22 protein-coding genes and 4 pseudogenes are annotated in these 25,216 nt (G+C 37.1%); 5 read left to right on the plus strand and 21 right to left on the minus strand.

Annotated features, from left to right (window positions below; genetic code table 11):
* Positions 1-49 precede the first annotated feature (49 nt).
* Entirely contained in the window at positions 50-286 is a 237-nt protein-coding gene (locus tag ACFIKX_RS00875) for a DUF2093 domain-containing protein (protein WP_375612380.1), read from the plus strand.
* Between the two features lie 19 nt (positions 287-305).
* Here the strand turns inward: ACFIKX_RS00875 and lpxK are convergent, their stop codons facing one another.
* From lpxK to ACFIKX_RS00915, 8 genes are all read right to left on the minus strand, one after another.
* Entirely contained in the window at positions 306-1,346 is a 1,041-nt protein-coding gene (gene lpxK / locus ACFIKX_RS00880; RefSeq protein WP_375629724.1) for a tetraacyldisaccharide 4'-kinase, read from the minus strand.
* Positions 1,336-2,658, minus strand: coding sequence for a lipid IV(A) 3-deoxy-D-manno-octulosonic acid transferase (waaA, locus tag ACFIKX_RS00885; RefSeq protein ID WP_375629727.1), 1,323 nt, complete (start codon positions 2,656-2,658; stop codon positions 1,336-1,338). Before waaA ends, lpxK begins: the two co-directional genes overlap by 11 nt.
* Positions 2,659-4,030: 1,372 nt before the next feature.
* Positions 4,031-4,276, minus strand: a complete 246-nt coding sequence (locus ACFIKX_RS00890; RefSeq protein ID WP_375612377.1) for a DUF4170 domain-containing protein — start codon at positions 4,274-4,276, stop codon at positions 4,031-4,033.
* A gap of 46 nt (positions 4,277-4,322) precedes the next feature.
* Positions 4,323-5,129, minus strand: coding sequence for a 3'(2'),5'-bisphosphate nucleotidase CysQ (locus tag ACFIKX_RS00895; RefSeq protein ID WP_375612376.1), 807 nt, complete (start codon positions 5,127-5,129; stop codon positions 4,323-4,325).
* A complete protein-coding gene (locus ACFIKX_RS00900) occupies positions 5,116-6,447 on the minus strand; it encodes a TldD/PmbA family protein (protein WP_375629730.1) in 1,332 nt (443 codons plus the stop codon). Before ACFIKX_RS00900 ends, ACFIKX_RS00895 begins: the two co-directional genes overlap by 14 nt.
* Positions 6,448-7,637: 1,190 nt before the next feature.
* On the minus strand, positions 7,638-8,087 hold the full coding sequence (locus ACFIKX_RS00905; protein WP_375629733.1) for a hypothetical protein: 450 nt from the start codon (positions 8,085-8,087) through the stop codon (positions 7,638-7,640).
* Between the two features lie 543 nt (positions 8,088-8,630).
* Positions 8,631-9,197 carry a 16S rRNA (guanine(966)-N(2))-methyltransferase RsmD gene (gene rsmD, locus ACFIKX_RS00910; RefSeq protein WP_375612106.1) on the minus strand — a complete coding sequence of 189 codons (567 nt, stop codon included), beginning with the start codon at positions 9,195-9,197 and terminating at the stop codon, positions 8,631-8,633.
* A complete protein-coding gene (locus tag ACFIKX_RS00915) occupies positions 9,178-10,578 on the minus strand; it encodes a pseudouridine synthase (RefSeq protein ID WP_375612105.1) in 1,401 nt (466 codons plus the stop codon). Before ACFIKX_RS00915 ends, rsmD begins: the two co-directional genes overlap by 20 nt.
* A gap of 269 nt (positions 10,579-10,847) precedes the next feature.
* Here ACFIKX_RS00915 and ACFIKX_RS00920 point away from each other — a divergent pair, with 269 nt between their 5' ends.
* Positions 10,848-11,294, plus strand: a complete 447-nt coding sequence (locus ACFIKX_RS00920) for a nucleoside deaminase (protein WP_273790416.1) — start codon at positions 10,848-10,850, stop codon at positions 11,292-11,294.
* A 658-nt stretch (positions 11,295-11,952) separates the two neighbouring features.
* Here ACFIKX_RS00920 and ACFIKX_RS00925 read toward each other — a convergent pair.
* From ACFIKX_RS00925 to ACFIKX_RS00965, 9 genes and pseudogenes are all read right to left on the minus strand, one after another.
* The gene (locus tag ACFIKX_RS00925) at positions 11,953-12,444 is read right to left on the minus strand and encodes a hypothetical protein (protein ID WP_375629736.1); all 492 of its coding nucleotides are present in this window, start codon (positions 12,442-12,444) and stop codon (positions 11,953-11,955) included.
* A gap of 177 nt (positions 12,445-12,621) precedes the next feature.
* A complete protein-coding gene (gene ileS / locus ACFIKX_RS00930; RefSeq protein ID WP_375629739.1) occupies positions 12,622-15,537 on the minus strand; it encodes an isoleucine--tRNA ligase in 2,916 nt (971 codons plus the stop codon).
* Positions 15,538-15,786: 249 nt separating this feature from the next.
* Positions 15,787-17,622 carry an outer membrane beta-barrel protein gene (locus ACFIKX_RS00935; protein ID WP_375629742.1) on the minus strand — a complete coding sequence of 612 codons (1,836 nt, stop codon included), beginning with the start codon at positions 17,620-17,622 and terminating at the stop codon, positions 15,787-15,789.
* Positions 17,623-18,306: 684 nt separating this feature from the next.
* Positions 18,307-18,666: pseudogene (locus ACFIKX_RS00940) on the minus strand (hypothetical protein).
* A gap of 25 nt (positions 18,667-18,691) precedes the next feature.
* The gene (locus tag ACFIKX_RS00945) at positions 18,692-18,856 is read right to left on the minus strand and encodes a hypothetical protein (protein ID WP_375613522.1); all 165 of its coding nucleotides are present in this window, start codon (positions 18,854-18,856) and stop codon (positions 18,692-18,694) included.
* Positions 18,844-19,248, minus strand: coding sequence for a hypothetical protein (locus ACFIKX_RS00950; RefSeq protein WP_375613523.1), 405 nt, complete (start codon positions 19,246-19,248; stop codon positions 18,844-18,846). Before ACFIKX_RS00950 ends, ACFIKX_RS00945 begins: the two co-directional genes overlap by 13 nt.
* Positions 19,245-19,682, minus strand: coding sequence for a hypothetical protein (locus tag ACFIKX_RS00955; protein ID WP_375629745.1), 438 nt, complete (start codon positions 19,680-19,682; stop codon positions 19,245-19,247). Before ACFIKX_RS00955 ends, ACFIKX_RS00950 begins: the two co-directional genes overlap by 4 nt.
* Before the next feature lie 80 nt (positions 19,683-19,762).
* Positions 19,763-20,251, minus strand: coding sequence for a hypothetical protein (locus tag ACFIKX_RS00960; RefSeq protein WP_375629748.1), 489 nt, complete (start codon positions 20,249-20,251; stop codon positions 19,763-19,765).
* Positions 20,252-20,463: 212 nt separating this feature from the next.
* Complete coding sequence (locus ACFIKX_RS00965) at positions 20,464-20,631, minus strand: hypothetical protein (protein ID WP_375629751.1); 168 nt, start codon at positions 20,629-20,631, stop codon at positions 20,464-20,466.
* A gap of 160 nt (positions 20,632-20,791) precedes the next feature.
* Here ACFIKX_RS00965 and ACFIKX_RS00970 point away from each other — a divergent pair.
* The 3 genes and pseudogenes from ACFIKX_RS00970 to ACFIKX_RS00980 all read left to right on the plus strand — a co-directional run.
* Positions 20,792-21,151, plus strand: a pseudogene (locus ACFIKX_RS00970) (DUF488 family protein).
* Positions 21,152-21,254: 103 nt separating this feature from the next.
* On the plus strand, positions 21,255-21,434 hold the full coding sequence (locus ACFIKX_RS00975; protein ID WP_375613526.1) for a hypothetical protein: 180 nt from the start codon (positions 21,255-21,257) through the stop codon (positions 21,432-21,434).
* 125 nt (positions 21,435-21,559) lie between these two features.
* Positions 21,560-22,455 (plus strand): annotated as a pseudogene (locus ACFIKX_RS00980) (tyrosine-type recombinase/integrase); the annotation flags it as partial.
* Between the two features lie 57 nt (positions 22,456-22,512).
* Here the strand turns inward: ACFIKX_RS00980 and ACFIKX_RS00985 are convergent.
* From ACFIKX_RS00985 to ACFIKX_RS01000, 4 genes and pseudogenes are all read right to left on the minus strand, one after another.
* Positions 22,513-22,812: a HigA family addiction module antitoxin gene (locus ACFIKX_RS00985; protein WP_375629753.1), complete on the minus strand. Its 300-nt coding sequence runs from the start codon at positions 22,810-22,812 to the stop codon at positions 22,513-22,515.
* Positions 22,813-22,829: 17 nt separating this feature from the next.
* A pseudogene (locus ACFIKX_RS00990) lies at positions 22,830-23,110 on the minus strand (type II toxin-antitoxin system RelE/ParE family toxin).
* Between the two features lie 205 nt (positions 23,111-23,315).
* Positions 23,316-23,951, minus strand: a complete 636-nt coding sequence (locus tag ACFIKX_RS00995) for a ribonuclease HII (protein ID WP_375629754.1) — start codon at positions 23,949-23,951, stop codon at positions 23,316-23,318.
* A gap of 199 nt (positions 23,952-24,150) precedes the next feature.
* Complete coding sequence (locus ACFIKX_RS01000; RefSeq protein ID WP_375629755.1) at positions 24,151-25,059, minus strand: 4-(cytidine 5'-diphospho)-2-C-methyl-D-erythritol kinase; 909 nt, start codon at positions 25,057-25,059, stop codon at positions 24,151-24,153.
* Between the last annotated feature and the right edge of the window lie 157 nt (positions 25,060-25,216).

Here is a 25,216-nt window from a genome sequence, read left to right on the forward strand (position 1 = left end):
TTTATGGCACTTTTCTTGAATCTCTTGTATCAAGTAAAAAGGAGTTGTAATGTTTCCCAATGGTGAACGCGAAGCAAAAATTTATTATTCTAATAACGGATATGACATTATAGAATATGGTACCTATACCATTTGTGCTGTTAGCGGGCAAAAAATCCCTATAGATGATTTAAAATATTGGAATCATCACCGCCAAGAAGCATATGCTAGTTGTGAAATCTCCTATCAGCGCGAACTTGAGTGCAACCCATATCTCAAGCAATTGTTAAAAACAAAAGAAAAATAACCCCTCAAAGGCTATAAATTTAGCCTTTGCCTTTTAGACAAGAAAATTCAAGGGAACGTTTTCTAAAGCGGGTTATGACCTCTTCAAGGACCATACGACAGAAGTCTTTTTGAACAAAATCGACATTCACATCAAAGATAATAAGATTTTTCAAATCCTTTTGCATGTGAATTGTCTGTATACGGGTATAATCTTTAGCTGTTGTTGCGAGCCATAAATTGTGCATTTTAGCCTTTTGTATAAGGCTTTTTAAATTTTTATCTGTGAAAAAATAGTGGTCTGGATATATGTAAGTTTGCTCCACATGACCAGACAATTCTTTAATAGATTTAAAAAATTTATCTGGATTGCCAATACCAGCAAATGCCAAAAATGATTTTCCTGAAACCTCATCAGAGGCACTGGCTTTAAGATGAGCACGATATAAAGGCTTTCCAGTACGCGAAACAAAAAAAGCGACATTATCAGGCGCATCGGAGTGACCAATCAATAAAACACTATCCATAAAAGAAAACTGCGTTTTTAATGGTACGCGCAAAGGTCCTGCTGGAAAGACAGCTCCATTACCAAAACCGCGCATCGCATCAACAACGAGTAACGCATAATCCATATAAAGACGGCGACTTTGAAATCCGTCATCCATTAAAATAAGATTACATCCCTCTTGTTTAAGCCGTTGTGCCGCTGCATAACGATTAGGTGATACAGCTACAAAAGCATGCCGTGCAAGTAAAAGTGCCTCATCTCCAACATCGCGTGTATTGTCATATTTTTCATTTACAAGATGTACCCCTTTAACTGATCCACCATAACCACGAGATATAATACCAGGTACGAAACCAAGTTCTTTAGCCACTTTTGTAAAAGCAATAACAACCGGCGTTTTACCCGCACCACCACATGTAAAATTTCCAATACACAAAACTGGCAGATCAATCACGGGAGGCTGTCTTGTCATAAAACGACTTGAAAAATAACCATACCCCCATGAAACTGGAGCTAACACAAAACGCAAAAAGCTTTTATTTTTCCACCAAAAACGAGGGGCGCTAATATGCATATCTACCCTGACGCTGACGTAAACCTGTTTGTATTACAAGGGGTTGTAAAAATGGATCTAAAATCTTTAATGTGCGCTCAAATGCACCTGCCATACCTGTTGCCACTTCATGAGCCTTATCAACCATTTCTTGCCGCAATGTTTCATTTGTTAAAAGCTTATACACCTGAATAGCAAGCTGTTTTGTATCTTGAACCATATATGCTGCATCACGCGTTAGAAATTGTTTGAACATCTCTTGAAAATTTGAAACATGAGGCCCTGTCAAAATAGCGGAACCAAGCAAAGCCAATTCCAATGGATTGTGTCCACCATTTCCATATAACGATTTACCAACGAAAGAAACTTTCGATAAGCGAAGAAAAAGTCCCATTTCTCCAATGGTATCTCCCCATAAAATATCGGTATTCATGTTTGGAACAGCATCTCTACTCCTACGAATAAAACTTAACCCCTTATTATCGCATTTTCTGATAAGATCTTCTGAACGTTCTGGATGACGAGGCACAATAATTGTTAATAAATCTGGCAAATAATTTTTAACAATTTTATGGACCTCAAAAGCAATCTCCTCTTCCCCTTCATGCGTTGAAACAGCTGCCCAAACTGGGCGATTGCCGATAGCATTACGATAACGTGCAAGCAATTCTTGATTTTCAACCAGAAAAACATCAGCCTTGAGATTACCAGAAAACGTAACAGATTTTACGCCAAGTGTATGGTAATAAGCTACATCTCTTTCATTTTGACCAATCGCCAAATCAATATCCTTAAAAATATGTTTGGCAAGAACACGTCGTTTTTGCCAAGCTTTAAAAGAACGTTCAGACATATGGGCATTAACCAAAATCTGCGGAATACGCATTTTTGCAAGTTCTTTAATACGAAGAGGCCAAATTTCTGATTCACAAATTAAGACGAGATCAGGCTTCCAATGACGAATAAAACGGCGCACTGCAAAATCTAAATCCAAAGGAGCATATTGATGAATCAACCTATTACCAAAATATTTTTTCACAAGAGTAGAAGATGTCACCGTCCCAGTTGTCATTAATACATTGATTTCCAATGATAAAATATAATTTATAAGTGGAACAAGTGCAAGTGTTTCTCCAACACTTGCTGCATGCAACCAAACTAACGAACCTTGGGGGCGTATATGAGAACTTTTACCTAAACGCTCTTTTTTGCGACACCACTCTTCTTTTCCACGAATAGCACGAAAGAACAAATAAAAAGGAATAACAGGACATAAGCAAAAACCAATCATTCGATAGCTTAAAAGAGCCGTATGTGCCTTTAATTCTACCATTTAAAATCACCTCATCCAGCTATTTTAAGATATCTATATACTTATTTTGTTAAAAAATTCATCAACACTATTGGTTGCATCCATATTTTTTAATATCATTCATATCTTAAATAAAAAAAGCTTAATCCATGAGAAAATTCAATACATATACACATTATTTAAATCTCTTTTAATTAAATTTTGTAACTTATATCGATTTTATCACTTCATTCTGCACCCTATAAAAAATCTTACTCAAAAATAACAAAACTACATTTCAGTCGATTATAATTTTTAAAATATAAATGATAAACCTATGACATAGATTGTATCAATTTTTTCAACTCACTGAATAAATACTTCTTATGATTTTAATGAGACTTTGAATTTTGCACGTTGGTATTTTAGAGAAAAAGCTTATTTTTACATATGTTAGGTATTGTCAATTTTTCAAAAAAATAACCCATATAGACATTACAACCTAATATAAATACAACAAATAAAATGTGTTTAAAAGAAAGCTCAATCTCTATTATTTCATTTCAATAAAATGAATATGTCAAACTAATCTTAAAAAACTTTTGAATAGTATAGAGTTCTCATTTTAAATTGTGATATAATCTCTTAAAGGTAATCCAGAAAAATCTAATCTTGTTTAATAGAGAATTTCTTAAAAGTCTTAAAGCAATTTAAATAAGAGTTTTCAAAATTTTAAATCCTCTCTTTTCAGGAGGTCGCAATGATATATTATTCCTTTTAAGATTGTATATAATCAACACAAAATGATTAACTTATAGATTGTAGTTTTAAATGAGTACTCAAGAAATCCTTATGAGGTAAGTTAACTTCATAAATCTATTCAGTTTCTCTAAGTTTCTAATTTTGGTAAAGTTTCTAACGACTTTCATGGTTTCTAAGCTTATAGTAATAACTCGTTGAAAAAATTCCAATAGATAAGTAACGAGTGCTAATAATCTCAACAGAGTAATAATTGCTATCATTAATAATGCTACTCTTTTTATTAATCTTAACGCATTAGTGTCTCATACCCCATTCAAAAGCAGAGTGACTATTCACAATATAATCATAAACTTCGAGTGATAGCTGTCATGATAATATTGCTGTTGTAAATAGGTTGATAGAAACTGTCTTGCATTTTTATTAAGCGTAAAGATGGTGGTGCAATAATGGATTTTATACCTTGCACGGACGCTATTATGAAATGGGCTTGGGTGCTTTGGGAGATGTTTCTTAAAAAAACATATGAATTTTAAACAACAAGCATATTCTTTTTTACGGCATTCTATTTTACCCGAAGAACGTACCTATGAAAAGGACGACTAAACAAAAGCATGAAGCAATCTACAGGTTATAATGACCAAATATTCAAGCTTTATTCTGCATCGCCTAACTCAGCATCAAGAAACTGATGCAAATCTACAATGTAATAACGTTGTAATGCATTATCTACACTGCTTTGTGCTTTTGCCTGCCATGCTTCTTGAGCGGATTGATAATCTGAGAAAATACCAACCACATCTAACTCATCAGGATTCTTAAATTGATTACTGTTAAGATTTTTTAATTCCCCACCAAATACAAGATGTAAATATTGTTTTTTTTCTTTGGTTTCAGTCATATGTGCCTCCATATCATTTAGATTATCTTAGCGCGCTTTTACGTGATTAAACTAACTTTGTTTGACGAACAACATCTATCATATCTTGACAGCAATTATTTTTACCAGCAATTAAAAGTCCATACTGGTAAGGTTCAATTCCATAAGATAGTAAAGGGGCATCAAGCGATAAAAAACACCCTCCACACTCCTGCAAAATAAGATCAGCAGCGGCAATATCCCATTCATGACAATTTGGACGAACTAATACGATATCAATTTCATCTTGAGCAACAAGAACAATACGATAAGCAAGAGAAGGAAGATAATGGTAAAGACTGACTTGATTGAGAAAATCATCTGGTAATTTTTGTGCGAGCGATTTATCAAGTGAAATTTTATATTTTCGATGAACCTCAAAGGCTAAACGAGGAAGTTTTATCCCATTTAATGTTGCCCCTCCACCTGTTACAGCTGTATAAACATCTCCTTGAGCCGGACATTGTAGAACGCCCACAATAGGACGCCCATTCTCAATAATGGCAACCGAAATACACCAATAAGGATTGCCAGAAAGAAAACCACGCGTTCCATCAATAGGATCAACAACAAAAGAGCGCTCATAATAATCTTGTTTTTCTCGATTATCTTTTGTTTCTTCTGAAATCCATCCATAATTTGGACGAGCTCCAAGAAGCCTCTCTTTCAAGAAATGATCAACAGCAAAATCTGCTTCACTAACCGGGGAATTACCTTCTTTAATCCAGACATCCAACGTGCATCCAAAATACCGCATTGCTAAATCTCCTGCCTCTCGACAAACATCACGCAAAAGATTTAAATCAGAAGAATGATGCGTGTTATTTTCCTGCAAGTGTCATCCCTTCAATTAACAATGTTGGAGCAGCTGTACTATAACGCCGATCAATATCATTGGCAGGTGTTAAATGTGCTAACATATGAAGCAAATCAGAACCTAGCGTTACTTCACTTACCGGATAAGCAATTTCACCATTTTCAATCCAAAAACCGGAAGCCCCACGACTATACTGACCAGTAATAAAATCAATACCATGACCGAATAATTCGGTCACATAAAATCCATTTCGCAAATCTTTTATCATATCGCAAGGTGATACTAAACCCGGTTCAATAGCAAAATTTGTACTGGTCGGCTGCACTAATGATGCCGAACGCATACCGTGTCCATTTGTTTTAAGTCCCAATTCACGTGCTGTAGATGATGAAAGAAGCCAATTTTTTAAAATACCATTTTCAATAATATTGAGTGTTTGCCCCTCTACCCCTTCTCCATCAAAAGGATGAGAAGCATTTCCACGTAATCGCAAAGGTTGATCGGTTACATTAACATTAGGCTTCATCACTTCCTTGCCTAGGAAATTCTGTAAAAGACTCGTTTTTCGAGCCACAGAGGCTCCATTGACCATAGATGCGATATGCCCTGCAATTCCACAAGCCGTACGCGGATTAAAAATAACATCAACGCTCCCAGTCGCCGCACGAACTGCACCCAAACGTCGAACAGCACCAAGCCCTGCATTCTTTCCCACAGTTTCTGCTGCCTCTAAATCAGAAAAATGTAAGGCTGTTGTATAATCATAATCCCGCTCCATCTGTGTTCCTTCACCTGCAAGAGCACTACAAGAACGTGAAAAACAACTTGAGCGATAGGCTCCACAAAAACCATCGCTGGTCACAAGAATAAACCCACTACGGCCATAAGCTGTTGCAGCGCCACCAGAATTGCTTACACCTTTAACATCAAGAGCTGCTGCCTCCGTTTTTAAAGCATCTTCTGTTAAAAAATGACTGCTGGGTACAAAATCATCAAAAAGATCAAGATCTTTAGGATACTTAACCAAACACTCTTTATCTGCCAAACCTTCAAATAAACTATCGGGAGAAGCTTTAGCCATCGCAACAGCACGTTCCGCAAGTTCTTGCGGATAAGATCCTAAATTAGCAGAAACACTTGCTACTTTTTTTCCAACAAAAACCCTTAGAGTAAAATCATTGCTCTCTGCTGCTTCTGTCGATTCGACTTTCCCAAAACGAACTGATACACTGGTAGAATGAGCATGAACAATAACAGCATCAGCAGCATCTGCCCCAGAACGCTTTGCTGCTTCAACCAGCGAAACAGCTTTCTCAATCTGGTTTTTGTCAGTCATTATAGACTCCCTAAAATATTTTATTATTTACATTGATAAGCATTCTGACAAATTTATACAAATCAGAATATAACTCTTGTGTATTGATTCATAAGATTATGCACATTCATGCATTCTTTTTCTTTTAATGCATTAAATCATTTCCCTTTTAGCTTCTTTATGAAAAAACGTAATATGCCGTAAAATCTCTTTAGTTTCAAGATTTCTCATGGGCCCTTATCATTTTAGGAGCCAAATCTCCACTGACAATCAAATCAACAGAACAATTGGCAATTAACAAAAGTCTTAGCTATAACACTTGAATTTAAGCCAAAATCCTCAAAAATTCGAAAAGCATAAAATGATCTAAATCACAGGTCTTCCTTCCTCTGGGTAGTAAAAAACTTATCTCATATCTTTCCTATAGCATTCTTTAATTTCCAAGCAAGAATCAAGAAAATACCTTATATTTGTATACACTTCTTTGCTTCTATAAACTCTCTCATAATGAGACGGCACTCTTGTAAATGAAACAAACTTAAACAGAGTAAAAAATATTTCCTTCTATTATGGTTTCAACAAAATGAGCAGTCATAAACTTCTTTACCCTAATGGACGTAATATCATAAAGAACTCATTTTTATATTTAAAAGTAATCAAGAAATTATCTTGTAATCTTTCAATAAAATTAACAGTTTGATTTATACTTATAATTTATTGTTTTGTAATTTGTATAAAAAAGCCTAATATCATAAAATTCTCTCTGTTTCGAACCTATTCATGTTGAGTCAATCACAACTATTTGCGAGCAAATCATAAGTAAGGGGCCTATGAATGAAAACTATTTAAGAAGAAATCAAAATGCCTCTTATGAAGATTTTAAATGCAAAAAATATTGCAACATTAGAAACAGGCAAATATTATGACGATATGGACCTACATCATAAGAGAAGTAATGAACTTCTGAACCTTTCTCATTTTCAATGAAGAGAGCATCTTATAAGCTTTTATATATAAAAAAATTCAATGAATTTCATAAGATTTTTAGCGCAGAATTAATCCCGTAAGATGCTTTGACACGATTTCAACAGCTAACTAAAACCAAATCATAGCTCATCAATTTGCTATATACTCATAACTGATTTCATTCTAACAAGGCTAAGAGTTCTGCACCTTTTTTAAGGTATTAACTTCTTTATAAATGCACCCCCTTACAAAATGCTTTTGTTTTCAGTAAGAGCACGTCTGCTCATTTCAATCATTGCATCGCGAAGATGTAACTTAATTTTTGACCCAATAATCATTCCAAAGAAAGGAGAAAATAAACCAGACATGGTTACAGTATGACGAATTTTGTTATTTGAAGAACCCGATTTTGTTGAACAAATATATTCATGATTAAAACTCATACGTGTAAAAGGAAGTTTAGCATAATCAGAAAAACAAACATTTTTTATAACTTTATCAAGTGTAAAAGTTACTGTAGGTCCCTTTTTAGGTTTCATGCGTCCTATAGCGCCTTCTTTGAAAGGACCAGAAAGTTCTACCCACTCAAGTTCACTATCCCAGCAAGGCCATGATGCCACATCTTCCCATATAGCCCAAATTTGCTCAGCACTTGCTTCTGTACTAATCTCTTCACTATATATCCAATTAAACACGATAATCTCCCCTTTTTTACAAATTACTTATCTTTAGTGATAAAGAATAATATAAAAAAGTATCCTTAAAGCTGCACAACGATAAGATACTTAATACTCTCAGATTTACTTAATATGTAATGACTAACTCAACAAGCGATATTACTAAACTAAACACACAAGTATTCAGGATAAATGAACAATATTTTCAATACTAAACAAAATATCTTTTTTAAGTTTAGACAATAGCAAAAATAGAAGTTACGCATCATATAAGATATCAATGCAGACTGCATAGCTTAAAGCTTTCAACTGCTGATGAAATGTGATGATTAAGGTATGGCAGAAAGAAATTAGATAAAAAAGATCATAACTATTATCGAGGAATATATATCCTATTGGAGAAAAAACATCCTTCTGTATTAAAGCTAATAAAAATTCATCAATTCCTTTAACATTAGAATCTTTTATTGATTTTCTGCTTAACCTTTTAAAAACCATATAAAATGAAGAAAACTGTGAAAAAGCATTTTTTCATCCTATCGGATAAAAACAAGAACTTTCTCAAGATGTAAGCGATCGTAATTTATAGAGACGTATTGCTGTCTCACCATAAAAACGCTCATCGTCTAGATAAAAGACGTCAGGTAAATAAATCATTGTATCTTTCTTTTCTTCAAGTATGAAGAGTGTATCAGCTTTTGCCCACCCTCCTCGCAAAGCTTCTACAAAAGCACGTTCACCTAAACAACGGCTATAGGGAGGATCAGCGCAGATAACATCAAATGGCAGCATTGTGCCAATATTGCCAAGTTTGGTCGCATCACGACGCAAAATCCGTCCTATCGACTGTAATTCAAAGGCTTCTATATTTTTTTGAAGCAACCCACGCCCCTCAACCGAGTTTTCAACAAAAACAGCCGCCTTTGCTCCACGCGAAAGTGCTTCGATGCCTAAAGCACCAGTACCAGCAAAAAGATCAAGAATGCGTTTATTGGTCCAAAATTCTTCTTCACGGCTAGAAAGAATATTAAAAAGGCTTTCACGTGTACGATCACTCGTTGGGCGAATCGACTGATTAACAGGCGAAAACAAAACACGCCCAGCAAATTTACCGCCTATGATCCGCACGTGGACCTCCAAATCGCTTCGAAGTTTTTGCACCGTCCCTATGTGGTTTAGATTTTTTCATAGCACCACCAAACGATTTTACCTTTTTCTTTCTCTCAAAAGAATGCTCATCATGACCACCTTTTATCATTTTCTCTTTATCCTTTAAAAAGCGATCTTTCTTACCAAAGGGATGCGTCTCGTCATAAGATATTTTGCCATGTTTTTGAACAAAACTTTCCCTCTTCTCTTTGTATGACGGATTTTCTTTTAGTTTTTCCTTGCCTCGATGAAAGGACTTTCTACCATCCAAATCGCTCTTATGATCATGCGATTTCTCCTCACTATAGGAAGGCTTTCTACGTGCACTTTGCGGACGTGCACCAGGAGCCATCCAAACATTAGCACGGCGAGAACGCGGTAGAAAACGCTCTGCTTTTCCTTCTTCACTTTTCTCCTTCTTTACATTCTCATGAGACTTTGTACTTAATCGTGCGCGACTATGTTCAACAGAACCATCTCTTGGTCGGCGTCGTATCGCCCTTTCACTTGAGAAAACCCAACCATCATTTGCAACAGAAAGATCTTTCTGGCTTTGCTTTTCTGCAACAACTGCAGAATTTGAAAATGGCTTAAGAATAGGAGCATCAAAATCTGCATTGGCTTGCATAATTAAACGCTCCCCCAACTGATCTCGTAACATCCGCCCTTTTAACTCTTGCACGGCTCCTTCTTCTAAATCAGAGAGATGAAATGGACCATAAGATACACGTATTAATCGATTAACTGATAATCCCAATGCCCCTAAAACATTCTTTATTTCACGATTTTTTCCTTCTCGCAAAGCGACAGAAAGCCATACATTCGACCCTTGTTCGCGTTCAATTGATGCTTCAATCGAACCATAAAAAATACCATTAATCGCAATACCATTTTTAAGGTTATCCAACGCGCTCTGCTTGACTCTTCCATGAGCACGGACACGATATTTGCGGACCCACCCCGTTACAGGAAGCTCTAATACACGCGCTAAGCCACCATCATTGGTTAAAAGCAAAAGCCCTTCCGTGTTAATGTCAAGCCTTCCAACAGAAAGAACACGCGGCATTCCTTTTGGTAAATTACTAAAGACTGTAGGTCTGCCTTCAGGATCACGGTTCGTGGTGACAAGACCTGCTGGCTTATGGTAAAGCCATAAACGCGTTCGTTCTATAGGAGGTAAAGGTTTGCCATCAACTTTAATAACATCAGAGCGGCTAACATTAAAAGCAGGCGTTGTCACGACTTTACCATTCACAGAAATACGACCTGCAACAATCATCATTTCTGCATCTCGACGCGAAGCAATACCAGCACGCGCTAACCTTTTAGCAATTCGTTCACTCTCATTATTTTCATTCATTTGCGTTTCAAACCAATCTTTGCAAGTATGTTCAGAAAATTATTCACATGCACCATACCGCTTATCCTGAAAAAGGAAGTAGCATAATCATTTATCATTTTCTATCCTTTAACGACAATAATGTATCTGTCGACTTGCAAGTTTGTTTTAAACTCTTTAAAAAATAGAGGTATTCTTTTCATTATAAAAGCGTAATAAATTATTCATTCCATAGCATTCCTTATCGAGATAACCTTTAGATTTTCTATACCTTCAGTAGAAAGAATATTATGACTTTGACGCCCATGGAAATAGCCCTTTTAGAAGCGCAAGAGGCTGCAAAAAAAGATGAAGTTCCCGTAGGTGCTGTCATTACACGTGGAAAAGCTATCATTGCACGCGCTGGTAACTTTATAAAATCTGCATATGACCCTACAGGACACGCAGAAATACGCGCAATCCGTATGGCTTGCGAAACATTGCAAAACGAAAGGCTTCCTGATTGCGATCTTTATGTAACACTTGAACCTTGTGCTATGTGTGCCGCTGCCATTTCATTTGCACGCATACGACGTCTCTATTATGCAACAAATGATCCCAAAGGAGGTGCTATAGAAAATGGCCCACGTTTTTATCAGCAACCAACCTGCCATCACAAACCTGAGATTTATTCTGGTTTCAAGGAAAAAGAAGCAGCTCAATTACTTAAAGACTTTTTTGTACAAAAGCGATACTAAAAATAATTCTTCTTCCATAACTTTCACTCTTTAAAAACTATCCTACTTCTCAAAAAAGACTGTTAATTCTTCTGCTATATATATATATATATATAGCAAAAGCTATTTCGAAGCATTTTTTCTCTCTTTTAATTCTGCATATTGTTTCTATTAGATGGTACATTCATTCAAAAGAATAATTCATTATTTTGTATATAAAATATAAAGTCCAAAATATCGTAGATATGCTCTCATTTCAAATTACATTGAAACAGTAAAAATCACTTTCTTGCACATCATAAGCGGAATTATCGTCTGGATAAAGAACGTTTTAGAAAAGACTAAAAATGTCTCTTATGAAAGCTCTCAAATGCAAAAATTATCGCAACATTGGAGTCTGTAAAATAAAATGATGGTATCCACTTTCTCCTTCCTAAGCATAAAGTATTGGAGCACAATAGATTTTACGTTATACTAGCCACATGAGCAATGTTGTAAAATGAGCTTGAGAAATGTTTCGTGTTAAGGAAACGCATAAGGAATCTCTCGATGCTGTTGTCATATTGCTATTTCATGAGAATACCCCCCTCCTACAGCAGCATTATAACTGCGCGCGAATGAGAGCTTGGTATCATAAGTAATTGGAAAAATACTTTACTTTAAATGTTTTGTCTTTTCCCTATCGACCAATAGGTGCGGTTTTTGCCGGTTGGCGATAACTTAAAGGTGGTTCAGTGAGATAGCGACGGTATTTTGAACTTCCAACTTGTGCTCTCTGACGACGTAAATATTCCTGTCGTTGCTTCGCATTCAACTGTGAAGGATTTTCTGAACCAACGCCATTAACTAACGATCCTTTGTGAGGAAAAGGAGTATTTCCTTGATGCTTCTTCGATGCTGCCATTTCATTGACAGATCTATCTTGTTGTGGTACCGGCAAAAATCTGCGTGAACTAGGGCTTGGTATTACAAGTTTTGGATGAGGTTTCATAACAATCTGGCTGCTGTTATTTGTTGGTGTTAATGAAGTGATATTAGCAACATCTTCAAAAAACTGTATTGAAACTGGTTTATTGGTACCATAGGTAGGAGCGGATAAATTGCATCCCGTTAAAACAAAGCACATCCCTAAAATTCCTATTGGAAATATTTTTATTTCACGTTTTCTCACTGCCTATTCCATTTCCTAGGTGTATGGCTGATTAATATTCCCGTTATTTATGAGAGAACGGTCCATACACAAATTTCCCCCCTGCAGATAAAATAACGGAATTTTTTTCGTACCACAAAAAACTATATTCATCAATATGAGAAATTTACTTGCATTTCTTTCCTTTGATCTAAAACTTTAAATCTTGCCAAGAATCTGCAATTCCCGCAAAGCAGCTGCATCACGAGCAGATACATCCGGATAAGCTGGATCACTTCCAACATCTTGTGTATAACGCCATGATCGAGCACATTTTTTTCCTAATGCCTTCTCTGGATATACACCAACACCTTCAACATCATTCAAAGTAAAAGCATCAGAAGGTATCGTGTCCTGCGTAATTGTGAGCGCACTGGTAATACAGATCTCCGCCATATCCACATTTTCTAATGCCTCTCGTAAAACCAGATTGGAAATAAAAACAATAGGCGCAGCTTCCAAAGAGGATCCAATACGCTTATTAGCACGTTCAAGCTCTAAAGCACCTGTCACAACTTTACGGACCTGCCGAATTTTTTTCCAACGCTCAGCCAAAGATTGGTTTTGCCATTCTTCTGGTACAGAGCGAAATTGTTCCAAATGCACCGATTGGCTTCCTGGATAACGCTCTAACCAAGCTTCTTCCATAGTAAAAGGTAACATTGGAGCAAGCCATGTGACCATACGCTCAAAAATCTCACGGACAACCTGCAAGGAGGCCTTGCGTTTTTTTGATGAAGGCGCATCACAATAAAGAGAATCCTTGCGGATATCAAAATAAAATGCCGATAACTCAATGATTGAAAAATCCAATAATGCACGCATAATCTTTTTAAAATCAAATTCATCGTAAGCGCGATTAATCAACTGATCAAGTTCAAAAAGCCTATGCAATATAAATTTTTCAAGATCCGGCAGTGCACCATAAGATACTTCTTCTCCATCATCATGTGCTAAAGTTCCTAGCATCCAACGAATTGCATTGCGTAGTTTACGATATGAATCCACATTTGTTTGAAGTATTTTTTTGCCTAAACGCTGATCTTCCCAATAATCGGCTGTCATAACCCAGAGACGAAAAATATCAGCTCCAGATGTTTTAATGATTTCTTGCGGAACAACCGTATTGCCTAAAGATTTAGACATTTTCTTACCATTCTCATCCAAAGTAAAACCGTGTGTGATCACGGACTTATAGGGAGAACAAGCACGCGTACCACAGCTTTCCAAAAGAGAAGATTGGAACCATCCGCGATGTTGATCTGAACCTTCAAAATAAACATCAGCAGGCCATTTCAAATCAGCCCGATCTTCTAACACAAAGCTATGGCTGGCTCCAGAATCAAACCAAACATCCAAAATATCATAAACCTGTACCCAAGGCTCATGTGCACGCTCACCTAAAAAACGTTCACGTGCTCCTTCAGCAAACCATGCATCTGCCCCTTCTGCTTCAAAAGCCCGTAAAATACGCTCGTTCACACCTTCATCTTTTAGAATAACACCATCCTCATTTGCAAAAATACAAATAGGAACACCCCAAGAACGCTGACGAGAAAGAACCCAATCAGGACGATCTTCTATCATAGAAGCTAGGCGGTTTTGTCCAGAAGATGGCACAAAACGCGTTTTTGAAACAGCTTCCAAAGCCCGACTACGTAAAGTTGAACCATCCCCAAAATCTTTATCCATTGAAATAAACCATTGCGGTGTATTGCGAAAAATAACGGGTTTTTTTGAACGCCAACTATGGGGATAGGAATGCTTTAAACGCCCCCGTGCAAACAATCGATCTGCTTTAATTAAAGCATTAATGACCTCTTTATTGGCATCACCCATTTTTCCATTATCATCAATAACACGTGCAGGTCCTCCTTCACGATCTGGTCCTAAACCTGGAACATCTTTCGTATAGAACCCTGCATCATCAACAGGAAACGGTATAGATGAATCAATCCCCGCTTGCTCCAGTAAGGACTTATAATCATTCCAAATTTCAAAGTCCTCACGCCCATGGCTTGGTGCTGTATGGACAAAACCTGTACCAGCACTCTCTGTTACGTGCGAACCATCAAGCAATGGAATTTTATAATTATACCCTCCAGCTAAACCTTTGAGTGGATGAGAAAGAACAAGAGCTTTCAACTCTTCAGAAGAAATAACACGCAAATGCTTCAAAACAAGTTTGGCTTTTTCTCCACAACTCATCGCTAAAGCGTCTGCAAAGAGAAGCTTTTCTCCCACTTGAGGACCAAAATCATTTTCAGCACTTTCAACTTCGTAAATACTATAAGAAATTTGCGAAGAATAACTCACTGCACGATTGCTTGGAATCGTCCACGGTGTTGTTGTCCAAATGACGACATGAGCACCATATAAATCATCAGAATTTGCTTCAAAAACAGGAAACTTAACCCAAAGCACCTCTGATTCATGATCATGATATTCAATCTCAGCCTCTGCCAAAGCCGTACGTTCCACAACAGACCACATCACTGGCTTGGAACCACGATAAATCTGATCTGACATAGCAAATTTTATCAATTCACTGGCAATGCGTGCTTCTGCATGAAAAGCCATTGTAGTATAAGGCGTGTTAAAATCTCCCACAACACCAAGGCGTTTAAATTCTTCACTTTGAATAGTTACCCAATGCTGTGCAAATTCACGGCATTCTTGACGAAACTCGTTAAGAGGTACCTCATCCTTATTTTTTCCTTGTGCTCGATATTTTTCTTCAATTTTCCATTCAATTGGAAGCCCATGGCAATCCCAACCAGGTACATAATTTGCATTAAAACCGCGCATTTGGAATGAACGAACAACCACATCCTTTAGAACTTTATTTAAAGCATGCCCGATATGAATATGACCATTTGCATAAGGCGGACCATCATGAAGAATATAAAATGGACGATCTTTTGCTTGTTGACGCAATTGCGCATAAAGCCCCATATTTTCCCAACGCGCCATCAATTCAAGCTCTTTTTGCGGAAGCCCTGCACGCATAGGAAAATTTGTCTGTGGGAGATAAAGAGTTTTTGAATAATCTATTGTTTCATTTTTCACAGCCATTGTGAAATATCCCTGTCCACTTTTACGATTTCATTTTTGCATAACTTCCCTGAACCCTGCAACTCTGGTTTTTATCTATAGGGAAAGCCGAGCTTATCATTCGTATTAAGCAGCGATCAGGAAAATATATCATCACACTCTATGGGCTTTATCATGAAATTCACAAGAAAAGAAACCAAAAAGTGATCTTAAAAAAAAATAAAGGCTCCACTGACAGTGGAGCCTCTTAGAAATTTACTCTTTAAAAAATTAGAATTTATAAGCTACACCAACACGGAAATCATTGGTTTTGTAGTTAACTTCAAGTTTTTCCTTTGCAAATTTCTTTTTACCAAAATCAGAGTAACGATATTCTGCACGTACAATCACATTATCTAGAAGCGAGAAATCAACGCCACCACCAAGTGTGTAACCAATCATGGTTTTTGTTTCATCAGCTAAGTTCTTAGAAGAAACGACTCTTCCATCCTCATCCTTAACAGATATTGATACAGTGTCTTGGAATTGCCCATAAGCAATACCACCAGCAAGATAAGGCATAAAGCGATCAGCAGCAAAACCAATACGTACCCGTGTAGCACCACCCCAATTTTGTTTGAAAGTATGACTTAAAGTTTCAACTGCATCCTCTTGATCAAGACCAAGTTCAGAAGCCATCTTTTTTATTTGTTCTATACCATATACACTGGAAGCGTTCTTATCCACCGCTTGTGTACTTTGTGCACCGTGTCCAGACATATTCTGTCCACCATGAGAACGAGAAGCATGTGGATTAGTACCATTCGGATGAGCACCAGAGCTATGCCCACCTGCATGAGGTGCACCATGTGCATTAGCATTTCCACTACTATGGGAAGAACTATGATGACCTCCCTGTTGGGCTCCGCTTATTCCATTAGAAACTTTTGTCTCTGAACCATTGGATGATCCTGATCTCGCGAGTACAAGTGATGAACTCGGTACTGTTTTTTCTGCTGCTGATGGTTGTGATACAGGTTGTACCAGTGTAGGTGCTTTTACTGCTGGCTGACTTGCGCCTGATACTGTTGATGAGGTAGAAGACGCGGTTTTTATAGCAACTGGTTTTTCAGACACTGTTCCTTCACTTGCCCTTCCCCCTGATAACTGACCTCCTATAGCTGATCTTGCCAATGAGAGCGATGCTGACCGCTCTGGTGTTCTACCCCCTGCGTCGGGGGAGGAAGATTTAGATGCAACTGACTGTGATCGACTTACCACACCTACCGATGTCCCTCCTGTATTTGATCTTCCCAATGAAGACGATGGCAATTGCACTAATCTAACCGTCTGTCTAGAGGAGGCTGATTGTGCTACTGGCGATGCAGCTGGTGTTTGTGATGATATTGTTGAAACTCCTGGATTTTTTACCTCCACAGCCACTGTTTGTGTTGCATTAACATTGCTAGAATCTCCAGTTGTTGCTGCTTGATTTGATTGTGCTGCTCCTGCTCGTGACGGTTGAATTGCAGTTACTGGTTTAGCTGGTGCTTGACTGGATCGCGTTCCAGCAGATTTTTCTGAAGCGGATACTGCTGTTAGAGTCCCTCCTGTTGTAGCTCCTGCACCTGCAGTTCCTGAGGCAATTCTTTGTGTTTCTTCTGATGTTGCTGCTTGTGGTGCTTGAGGTGTTTGTAGGCTTGCGGATCTGCGGGATCTTACGACTGCATTTTCTACTGTAGCGTTATCAGCTGCACCTATGGTAATGGTCTTTGTGTGTTTTTTTCCAGATACCATTAAATCCGTATCGATACCAAAAATAAAGTTGTCACCGAGATCAATATTAGAACCTGCATAAAAACCACCTGCAAAACCTGAAAGTTTAGGAGAGAACTCTTTATCCAGTGGTAAACTCTTTTCTTGACCAACAAGAGCCATATCAGCTTTGCTCGAAAAACCACCAGCTTGGACACCTAAATAAAGACCTGTCCATGAAAAAGTAGGTGCAACAATGGTAGAAGCAGTCGATGATGCTGGCTGATGAGGAATCATAACATCAGCAGCTAGTGCTGTAGACGCTGAAATTAAAGAAAAAATAGACGCTGTTATTAAACGTTTTGTATTCATAAAATCTCTCCAAATATCCAAAATGAAATTCATATAGAGCATCTTTTCTGAAATATCTGTAGCAAAAATGACACACTCACAAAAAAATAAAGAATTTTTGCAAATAAGGCTTCTTAAACTTTTAATTCTGCATTCAATAAGAATTTGTAAACTAAATCACACTAAAATTATGTGTATTAAAGTTGGATTCATTTTCATTAAAGTTTCGCATAACTGTTAATGATAATATTCTTTATAAATTTCTTTTACCAAAATCTAAATAACAGTATTTTGCATACAATAAACTATTATCTGTTATTGCAAAATCAATACCAGCGCGAACAGTGAAATCAAATATTGCCTTTTTTAAAACCAAGCGCCATCAAAGTTTCATCTATTTACCAGCATGATCTACTTTTAGTACTTTAGCAATAGTATTTTGTATCTAAAATTCAGAAAAACAAAGAAATTATTCAAACACTCGCAAAAAAACTTTTAGATTCTTTGCATAAACATCTTCATCCTGCTACATCACATTGATTTATAAAGATAACTTATTGTTTTCATGTTGAATGAAAAAACTAATTCTGTAGGATTCTATCATTTAAAATCTGTTCCATGTTGTATTAATTAAAATCACTTGCTTGCACGTTACAAGCGAAATTTTCGTAAGGACGGACAAGGCTTTCTCTGCTGAAGCAAGACCTAAGGTTTGCATTCAAGTTGTTCTGAATGCTTTTTACAATAAGGGCTATTTAAGCGTCTCTCAATACTTCGCTGAGGCATGACAGCACCTGGACGACAAATGGGAAGGTTGTCTGATTTATGATTTTCACACCAATCTTGTATTGTAAAGCTAGGACGAAAACCTGATTACGCCATACACATTTCAATACTGGCGAATTGATTTAAATCTAGCGCCACAACCTTATTAAGGTCCGGTACTCCACATTCTAAAAGTATTTTATTTCTCCATAATGCTGGAGAAAGTGAGGGAATTGAGTTAACACATCCAGTGATACTTAACAGAGCTATACAACTCAACAGTTTTAAGATTTTCTTCATTATTCCCCTCTTTTAATGGATTTATTTACGATAAAAAGCTCATAAGCCTGTTGATATTTTCTGTCATCGCTTCATTAAAACAACGGTGAACAATATTGAGATGATTGGTTGAGGAAATAATCCCGCCATTCCAAGCGAAGGCAAGGATGGCGGATTGTTGATCATCACAAGAAAGACTTAAGGTTTGCATTCAGGTGCATTTTTATATTTTTTACAATAAGGGCTGTTTAAGCGCTTCTTGACACTGCGCTGTGATATGATAGCACCTGGACGACAAATGGGCAAGTTTTCGGCTTTATGATTTCCACACCAGCCTCCCCCCACATCATATTTATAGCGAAATCCTGCTTGAAGCATGCAAGCATCAATGGTTGCATTTGCATTGTAGCTGAGCTTTCTGCTTTCTGGATCCTTATCATAAGGAGTTGGCATACCACATTCTAATAATGCTTTTGCTACCTCTGTAAAATCTGCTCCTGGCTTCTCCCATGCCCCTATAGAAGATGAGGGAGTTTTAGTAAACTGGCACCCAGCTATACTCAATAGAGTTATCGCACTTAATAATTTTAAGGTTTGTTTCATTTTTTGCTCCATGAATTAATTGAATCAATTTGTATACGGTGAGATGAACCATAATCATGTCTACATGCTCGATCCGCATTTGCATAACAAACATGAGGGCTGGGATAACTAAATAGTACTTTCTTTGCCTCTTTAACTGCGTTACTACCAAAGGGTCTCTGGTAAAAAGTAGCGGGATTTCCACCAAATACTACACCAACAAAATCATCTGTATGGTTTTCCAAGCCGACAGTGGTTTGCTTGCCATCCTTTAAGATATATAACGTATCTGCCATGTCTTGAGTATTATAAGCTGGACCAAAGAAATTAACCATTGTTTCCTTTGCTATACCGAGAACACCATGCTTTACTAAATTATATGATCCATTTCCTGCTGTTATGGTACCACGACTATGGGCATCATCATGCAATCCTGTATTGCCATAAAGATACATTATATCCTGGAATTTCTTGGTTGAATTGGTCAATCCAAAAAAAAATCTACCTTCCAGAAACTTCTGAAAAATCGCTATCCCTACTTCCACTTCCCAGTCTTCAGCTTCTGGGAAGTATGTAAAATAAAGGGGACCATGATCATTGTCAGCAAACTGGACAGTATAACGCGCAGCATCATCTGGTGAGGTAAAATACCATTGTAAAACATATGAACCTTGCCATCAGAACCTTTTTGTAAATGTTTTTCTTCTTCTGGTGTTAAATAGTGATACAGAGGTATTTTTCTTCCATAGCTGTCTTTTATATAGTTTCCATTTTTATCTGTTGCATAGAGGACATTGCCATTTTCATCATGCTCAACCTCACCCTCAGGATATTTTTTGACATAGGCGATTTTATAAATTTTATCAAAGTATCCCAATCCTTCATCCGATAAATCATTGATCATATCTACGCGATTATGCACTACCCCCTCAAGCGGTGCGACATCTAGCTGTCCTACTGCTTGGTGGGCTGCTGCGGTGTTACGGTTGAGAGAGCCAATGATTTGTCCAGCATCTTGCCCCATCGCCGTCTGTCCAGTTATATCAGTAAGGATGATACTCCCATCACTGATAGCAGATTTGGTTTCCCCTTCTGCTCCATCCTTGGCTTTGCCGTGATTTAAAACATTTTTGGCAATGTTCTTTATCGTGTCATTCCCAGAAAGACTAAACCCTTGGCTGCTGGCTTGAGCATGCGCACTGTTGCTGATATCACTGGTGCTAATGCTTCCTGTGGTCAGGCTGTTTTTTCTGCCGAGGCTGTGCTTTCAATAATACCTCCGGTCAAAGTTGTTTTATCTTTAACAGTGATATCAAAACCGCCATCACCAGCTTTAACCCCTGTTTGCTCCACAACGCTGTGATAATCACTGGAGGATTTATCCTTTTGGAAAGAGGCGCTCATAGAGCCCCCACCTATTTACTAAGGAAATAAACGTGTGTAACATCAAACATATTATCATACAGCCTGCTAAAGATGAGAGCTTTTGTTTTTTACCATTGGCTATGAAAGAAAATCCTTTGAGGACTATTTCAATCAACTTATCAAAAATAATATTAAACTTTTGTATGATATTCGTAAAAATCCAATAAGCAGAAAATACGGATTTTCAAAAAGACAATTAGAGAAAGTTGTAAACAACATTGATATTGAATATATGGCATATGCCTGAACTTGGAATTGCCTCTGAAAAACGAAGAAATTTGAAAACACAAAAGATTATGATCGCCTTTTTGAAGATTATCAAAATACAACTCTCAAGGATAATTCTTGTGCAATAAACAAATTATATCAAATTTTTTTAAACAAAAAGCGCGTTGCAATCACCTGTTTTGAAGCTAATGTATGCATGTGTCATAGAGGACAACTCGCATTAGCTCTCATTCCGTTGCCTGATTGGAAATATGAAATTAAGCACATCTAAAAAAATAAATTTGCATATTTTTAAAAAATGGGAGTGCCCATATGCCTCCCAGCCCCCTACCCATTCCTAATAACTTTTAAGTGATGCATGATTCACGCTACGGGTGAATTCTGCGCAAATCAAGGAAAAGAAATATGAACTGACTAATGAAACAATTGAGGTTGGTGGATACATTACACTTTACTGCATCCGTGATTTGAGAGACTTTGGAGATGTAAAGGCAGGTGATCTTGGCGCTTTTATACAAAAAGAAGACAATCTAAGTCATGATGGCAATTGCTGAATAAGTGATGATGCAAAAGTCTATGGTTATGCCAAAGTTTTTGGGGATGCACAAGTTTTCGGTGGTACATTTATTAGTGGAAAAGCTAAAATTTATGACAGTCCATTGATTTCCATCAGAGCAAATATACGCTGGCTATTAAACAAGCGCAAAATGGCATCTCCAAGAAAATAAACAGACTTACAAAAGGCTCTTTCGATTGGTTATTGCATCAGTATTTACAAAGCATGCAATGGCATAATCAATTAGAATCTACTAAAAAGTTAAATATCGAATTCTGAACAATGTTTCTAAAAATATTGCTGATCGTGCACATAAAAGCATAGAAAAACACCACATCCTTGACGCCGTAGACAGAAGGCGAGCTACTCTCGCAGCGGCAAAATATTTTTTGACCTCTTTAAACGATCTCTTTAATTGGGCGGTTGATAATGCCCTTTTAAATAGAAATCCTGCCTTTAATATAAAAGCACCAAAATCTTTAAACAGTGGGGGATTACTGCCATGGCTAGAAGAGGACATAGACAAATATTATCACCATTGGTCACATGGTACACATGAACGCGTCTGGATTGATGTTCTTCTTTATACAGGCTTGCGTCGTGGTGATGCCGTTCGTATCGGCTGGAAAGACGTCAAAGATAATATCATTTATCTCAAAACAGAAAAGAGCCAATTTAAAACAGATGTTTTTCTTCCTATTTTACCAGAACTAGAGGAAACCCTTAAAATTGGTCCCATAGGTGATCAAACATTCATTTGTGGTAAAGGTGGAAATAAGCTTGTCAAAGAAAGTTTTGGCAACCTCTTTCGTGAAGCATGTAATGCGGCGGGTATTAAAAAATCAGCGCACCGATTGCGAAAATTAGCAGCAAAACGTGCTGCCAATGCTGGTGCTACGGTTTCACAAATGAAAGCGCTTTTTGGCTGGACCGAAGATAAAATGGCATCCCTTTGTACCAAAACAGCCGATAGAAAACGACTTGCAATAGAAGCAATCAAAAAGCTACAAAAAAGTTAGAGCAATGGGCGGCAGCTAAAAAAACAAACCAAAGCACCATCAAAATTATTAACGAAATCAAAGCGGCGTTTGAGGTGTATCAAAAACAAGAAGAGAAATAGGTGGTTGTGCCTGTTGCTTTGTTTGCCATAAATTATAGTTTGTTTGCATATCCAACCAAAATTTTGCTTTACTAAAACCAGCTAATTCTAATTTAATAGCAAGCTCGGTACTTATAGAAGCATGTCCGTTAATCACTCTTGATAAAGAAGCTCTTGTCATATGGAGATGATCAGCTAATTTTTGTATTGTTATCCCCATTTCTTCTAAGAAAGCTACTTTCAGAACTTCACTCGGATGTGCGGGGTTATGCGTCATTTTTTTCATTCCTCTCATCAATAGTAATCTTGATAATCAACAAGCTCCACATCTGTTCCTATAAAGCGAAAAGTAACACGCCAATTTCCATTCATCCATATAGAATAGTACCCTGTAAGTTCACCTTTAAGAGGGTGTATTTTAAAGGCAGGCGCTCTCAACATTTCAGGCGTAGTAGCACTTGTTAAAGCCGTTAAGATAACGCGTAATTTTTTAAGTGATCTGGTCAAATAGCTTTTGTGGAACCTGTTGTATAAAATAATTTTAAGCCCTTATATTTAAAACTCACAATTGCCATTACCGCCCCTTGTCGTATATCATTGCTATACGGTTAATAACAAATAAGAGTTAAGCCCATGTTAGAAATATCTGATTCTATATCTGGAAAAAATAGATAGGAATAAGTGATAAAAAGCTTCAAAAAGGTTAGGGATAGACACTCAAAAAACATAATAGAATCAATGAATTATAAAACCCTTTACTCTTGTAGTAAATCACTGATTTTAATTACCTTTTTTACACTCTTTTAGTGGTGCAAAACTATAACGATGTAATCCTATAACTGGTCCATATTTATCAAGAGCTGTACGATGCGCTAGCGTTGCATAACCTACATGCTTCTCTAAACCATACCCTTTATAAACTTGTCCTGTACATTCCATCATCCGATCACGCGTTACTTTCGCAATAATAGATGCGGCTGCAATTGAAACTGAACGCTGATCGCCCTTAATCAATGCCATTGCAGGACAGGACAACTCAGAAGGAATATCACGCCCATCAACAAGGACATAGTGGGCTGGAATGGCTAATCCTATAATACAGCGACGCATTGCTTCTAACGTTGCTTTTCTAATATTAGATTGATCAATTGTACGAGCACAAAGACTGGCGACTGAAACCGCTAATGCACTTTGTAAAATTTCATGATAAAGTCTATTTCGTTGGAAAAAAGAAAGTTTTTTTGAATCATTTAACCCATTAGGAATACGATCTCTATCCAAGATAACGGCTGCTGTTACCACAGGTCCAGCGAGAGGCCCCCGTCCTACTTCATCAACACCTGCTATATGAAAAAAACCCTGTTTTTGCAAATCCAATTCGCACGAAAAATTTGGTTGAAGCGGCAAATTAAACATCTTTGATACATCACAAATACAACAAACATACATCTATTTCTGTAGCCTGATCATTTTTTGCAAGCATTACAGTTTTAAATGGCTCTTCAAACATTCCACGAATTCTTGCACAAAAAATAAAAAAACACATTTCTTTGGTTACCCTCTTTTATTATGTATAATAAAATCATGATAAAATAAAAGCTTTTATATTTATTTATCAAATATTTCCTAAAGTCATGATAGGTTTTACAAACCAATTTGGGTACATTGATTTGATAAAAAGAGCTGCTTGTTGCGCCGTTTGTTTATTTTTAAAAATGCCAAAGCAAGTTGCTCCCGTTCCAGACATACGGGAAAAAAGAGCCCCACATTCATCTAATATAGATAACACTTCAGCTAACTGAGGTGCTATTTTTAATGCAGGAGAAAAAAGATCATTACGCGTTTCTTGTAAAACTTCAACTAATGAATCAACACTCTTTAAAGCGTCTGTATTAATTTTTAAAGAAGGATTATGACGCTTCTCTAACGCTTTAAAAACAGCTTGTGTTGAAATCTCTTGTCCATGATTAACCAATACCATTGCTAATGAACAAGCTTCTTTTAGTCGTATCATCTCTTGACCAATTCCTTTAACCAAAAGCGGCTGCTGATACTCTAATGCACAAAGGCACATGGGAACATCAGCACCAAGAACTAAGCTCATTTTTGCTAATTCTTCGTAAGAGCAATCAAGATTCCACTGCCGACGCAACATGCTGATAACCCCAGCTGCATCACCTGAGCCACCACCAATGCCTGAAGCAACAGGTAATGTTTTTACAAGCCGAAAAAAAGCAGGTTGAGCACATTCCGGAAAAGTCTTATGCATAAAGTCCCTTGCGCGAATAACCAAATTGTCTAAATGAGAAACAAGCCCTTTTGCAAACGACCCCGTCAAAACAAACTGATTATTTTCACAAGGTGCATAGTGTAGACAATCACCGCTAAGACTAAAATAAACCAAACTTTCTATTAAATGATACCCATCAGCACGTTGCCCCACAACATGTAGAGCTAAATTCAATTTAATAGGTGTAAATAAATAGGAATGTCTTTGGAACGAAGTTTGTACATTTGATATCATATGACGTAATATTCACTTACATAGGGTTCTTTTAAAAATTTCCCCCTTTTACCCATACTTTTAGCACGAGCCCTATAAACTGCTTGGAATATTCTTAATCGTTTTCTGAAAAACAATAAATATAAAGAGTTCTCATACAAAATAAACGACATGTTCT

The sequence above is a fragment of the Bartonella sp. CM86QHHN genome (assembly GCF_042194695.1).
Classification (GTDB): domain Bacteria; phylum Pseudomonadota; class Alphaproteobacteria; order Rhizobiales; family Rhizobiaceae; genus Bartonella.

Bases quoted from the DNA above. Each gene is read 5' to 3' on its own strand.
- ACFIKX_RS00875 (WP_375612380.1), top strand. From the start codon at position 50: ATGTTTCCCAATGGTGAACGCGAAGCAAAAATTTATTATTCTAATAAC.
- lpxK (WP_375629724.1), bottom strand. From the start codon at position 1,346: ATGCATATTAGCGCCCCTCGTTTTTGGTGGAAAAATAAAAGCTTTTTG.
- waaA (WP_375629727.1), bottom strand. From the start codon at position 2,658: ATGGTAGAATTAAAGGCACATACGGCTCTTTTAAGCTATCGAATGATT.
- ACFIKX_RS00890 (WP_375612377.1), bottom strand. From the start codon at position 4,276: ATGACTGAAACCAAAGAAAAAAAACAATATTTACATCTTGTATTTGGT.
- ACFIKX_RS00900 (WP_375629730.1), bottom strand. From the start codon at position 6,447: ATGACTGACAAAAACCAGATTGAGAAAGCTGTTTCGCTGGTTGAAGCA.
- ACFIKX_RS00915 (WP_375612105.1), bottom strand. From the start codon at position 10,578: ATGAATGAAAATAATGAGAGTGAACGAATTGCTAAAAGGTTAGCGCGT.
- ACFIKX_RS00920 (WP_273790416.1), top strand. From the start codon at position 10,848: ATGACTTTGACGCCCATGGAAATAGCCCTTTTAGAAGCGCAAGAGGCT.
- ileS (WP_375629739.1), bottom strand. From the start codon at position 15,537: ATGGCTGTGAAAAATGAAACAATAGATTATTCAAAAACTCTTTATCTC.
- ACFIKX_RS00935 (WP_375629742.1), bottom strand. From the start codon at position 17,622: ATGAATACAAAACGTTTAATAACAGCGTCTATTTTTTCTTTAATTTCA.
- ACFIKX_RS00945 (WP_375613522.1), bottom strand. From the start codon at position 18,856: ATGCAAACCTTAAGTCTTTCTTGTGATGATCAACAATCCGCCATCCTT.
- ACFIKX_RS00950 (WP_375613523.1), bottom strand. From the start codon at position 19,248: ATGAAACAAACCTTAAAATTATTAAGTGCGATAACTCTATTGAGTATA.
- ACFIKX_RS00955 (WP_375629745.1), bottom strand. From the start codon at position 19,682: ATGTATCTTTATGGCAATACAGGATTGCATGATGATGCCCATAGTCGT.
- ACFIKX_RS00960 (WP_375629748.1), bottom strand. From the start codon at position 20,251: ATGGGGCAAGATGCTGGACAAATCATTGGCTCTCTCAACCGTAACACC.
- ACFIKX_RS00965 (WP_375629751.1), bottom strand. From the start codon at position 20,631: ATGAGCGCCTCTTTCCAAAAGGATAAATCCTCCAGTGATTATCACAGC.
- ACFIKX_RS00985 (WP_375629753.1), bottom strand. From the start codon at position 22,812: ATGACGCATAACCCCGCACATCCGAGTGAAGTTCTGAAAGTAGCTTTC.
- ACFIKX_RS00995 (WP_375629754.1), bottom strand. From the start codon at position 23,951: ATGTTTAATTTGCCGCTTCAACCAAATTTTTCGTGCGAATTGGATTTG.
- ACFIKX_RS01000 (WP_375629755.1), bottom strand. From the start codon at position 25,059: ATGATATCAAATGTACAAACTTCGTTCCAAAGACATTCCTATTTATTT.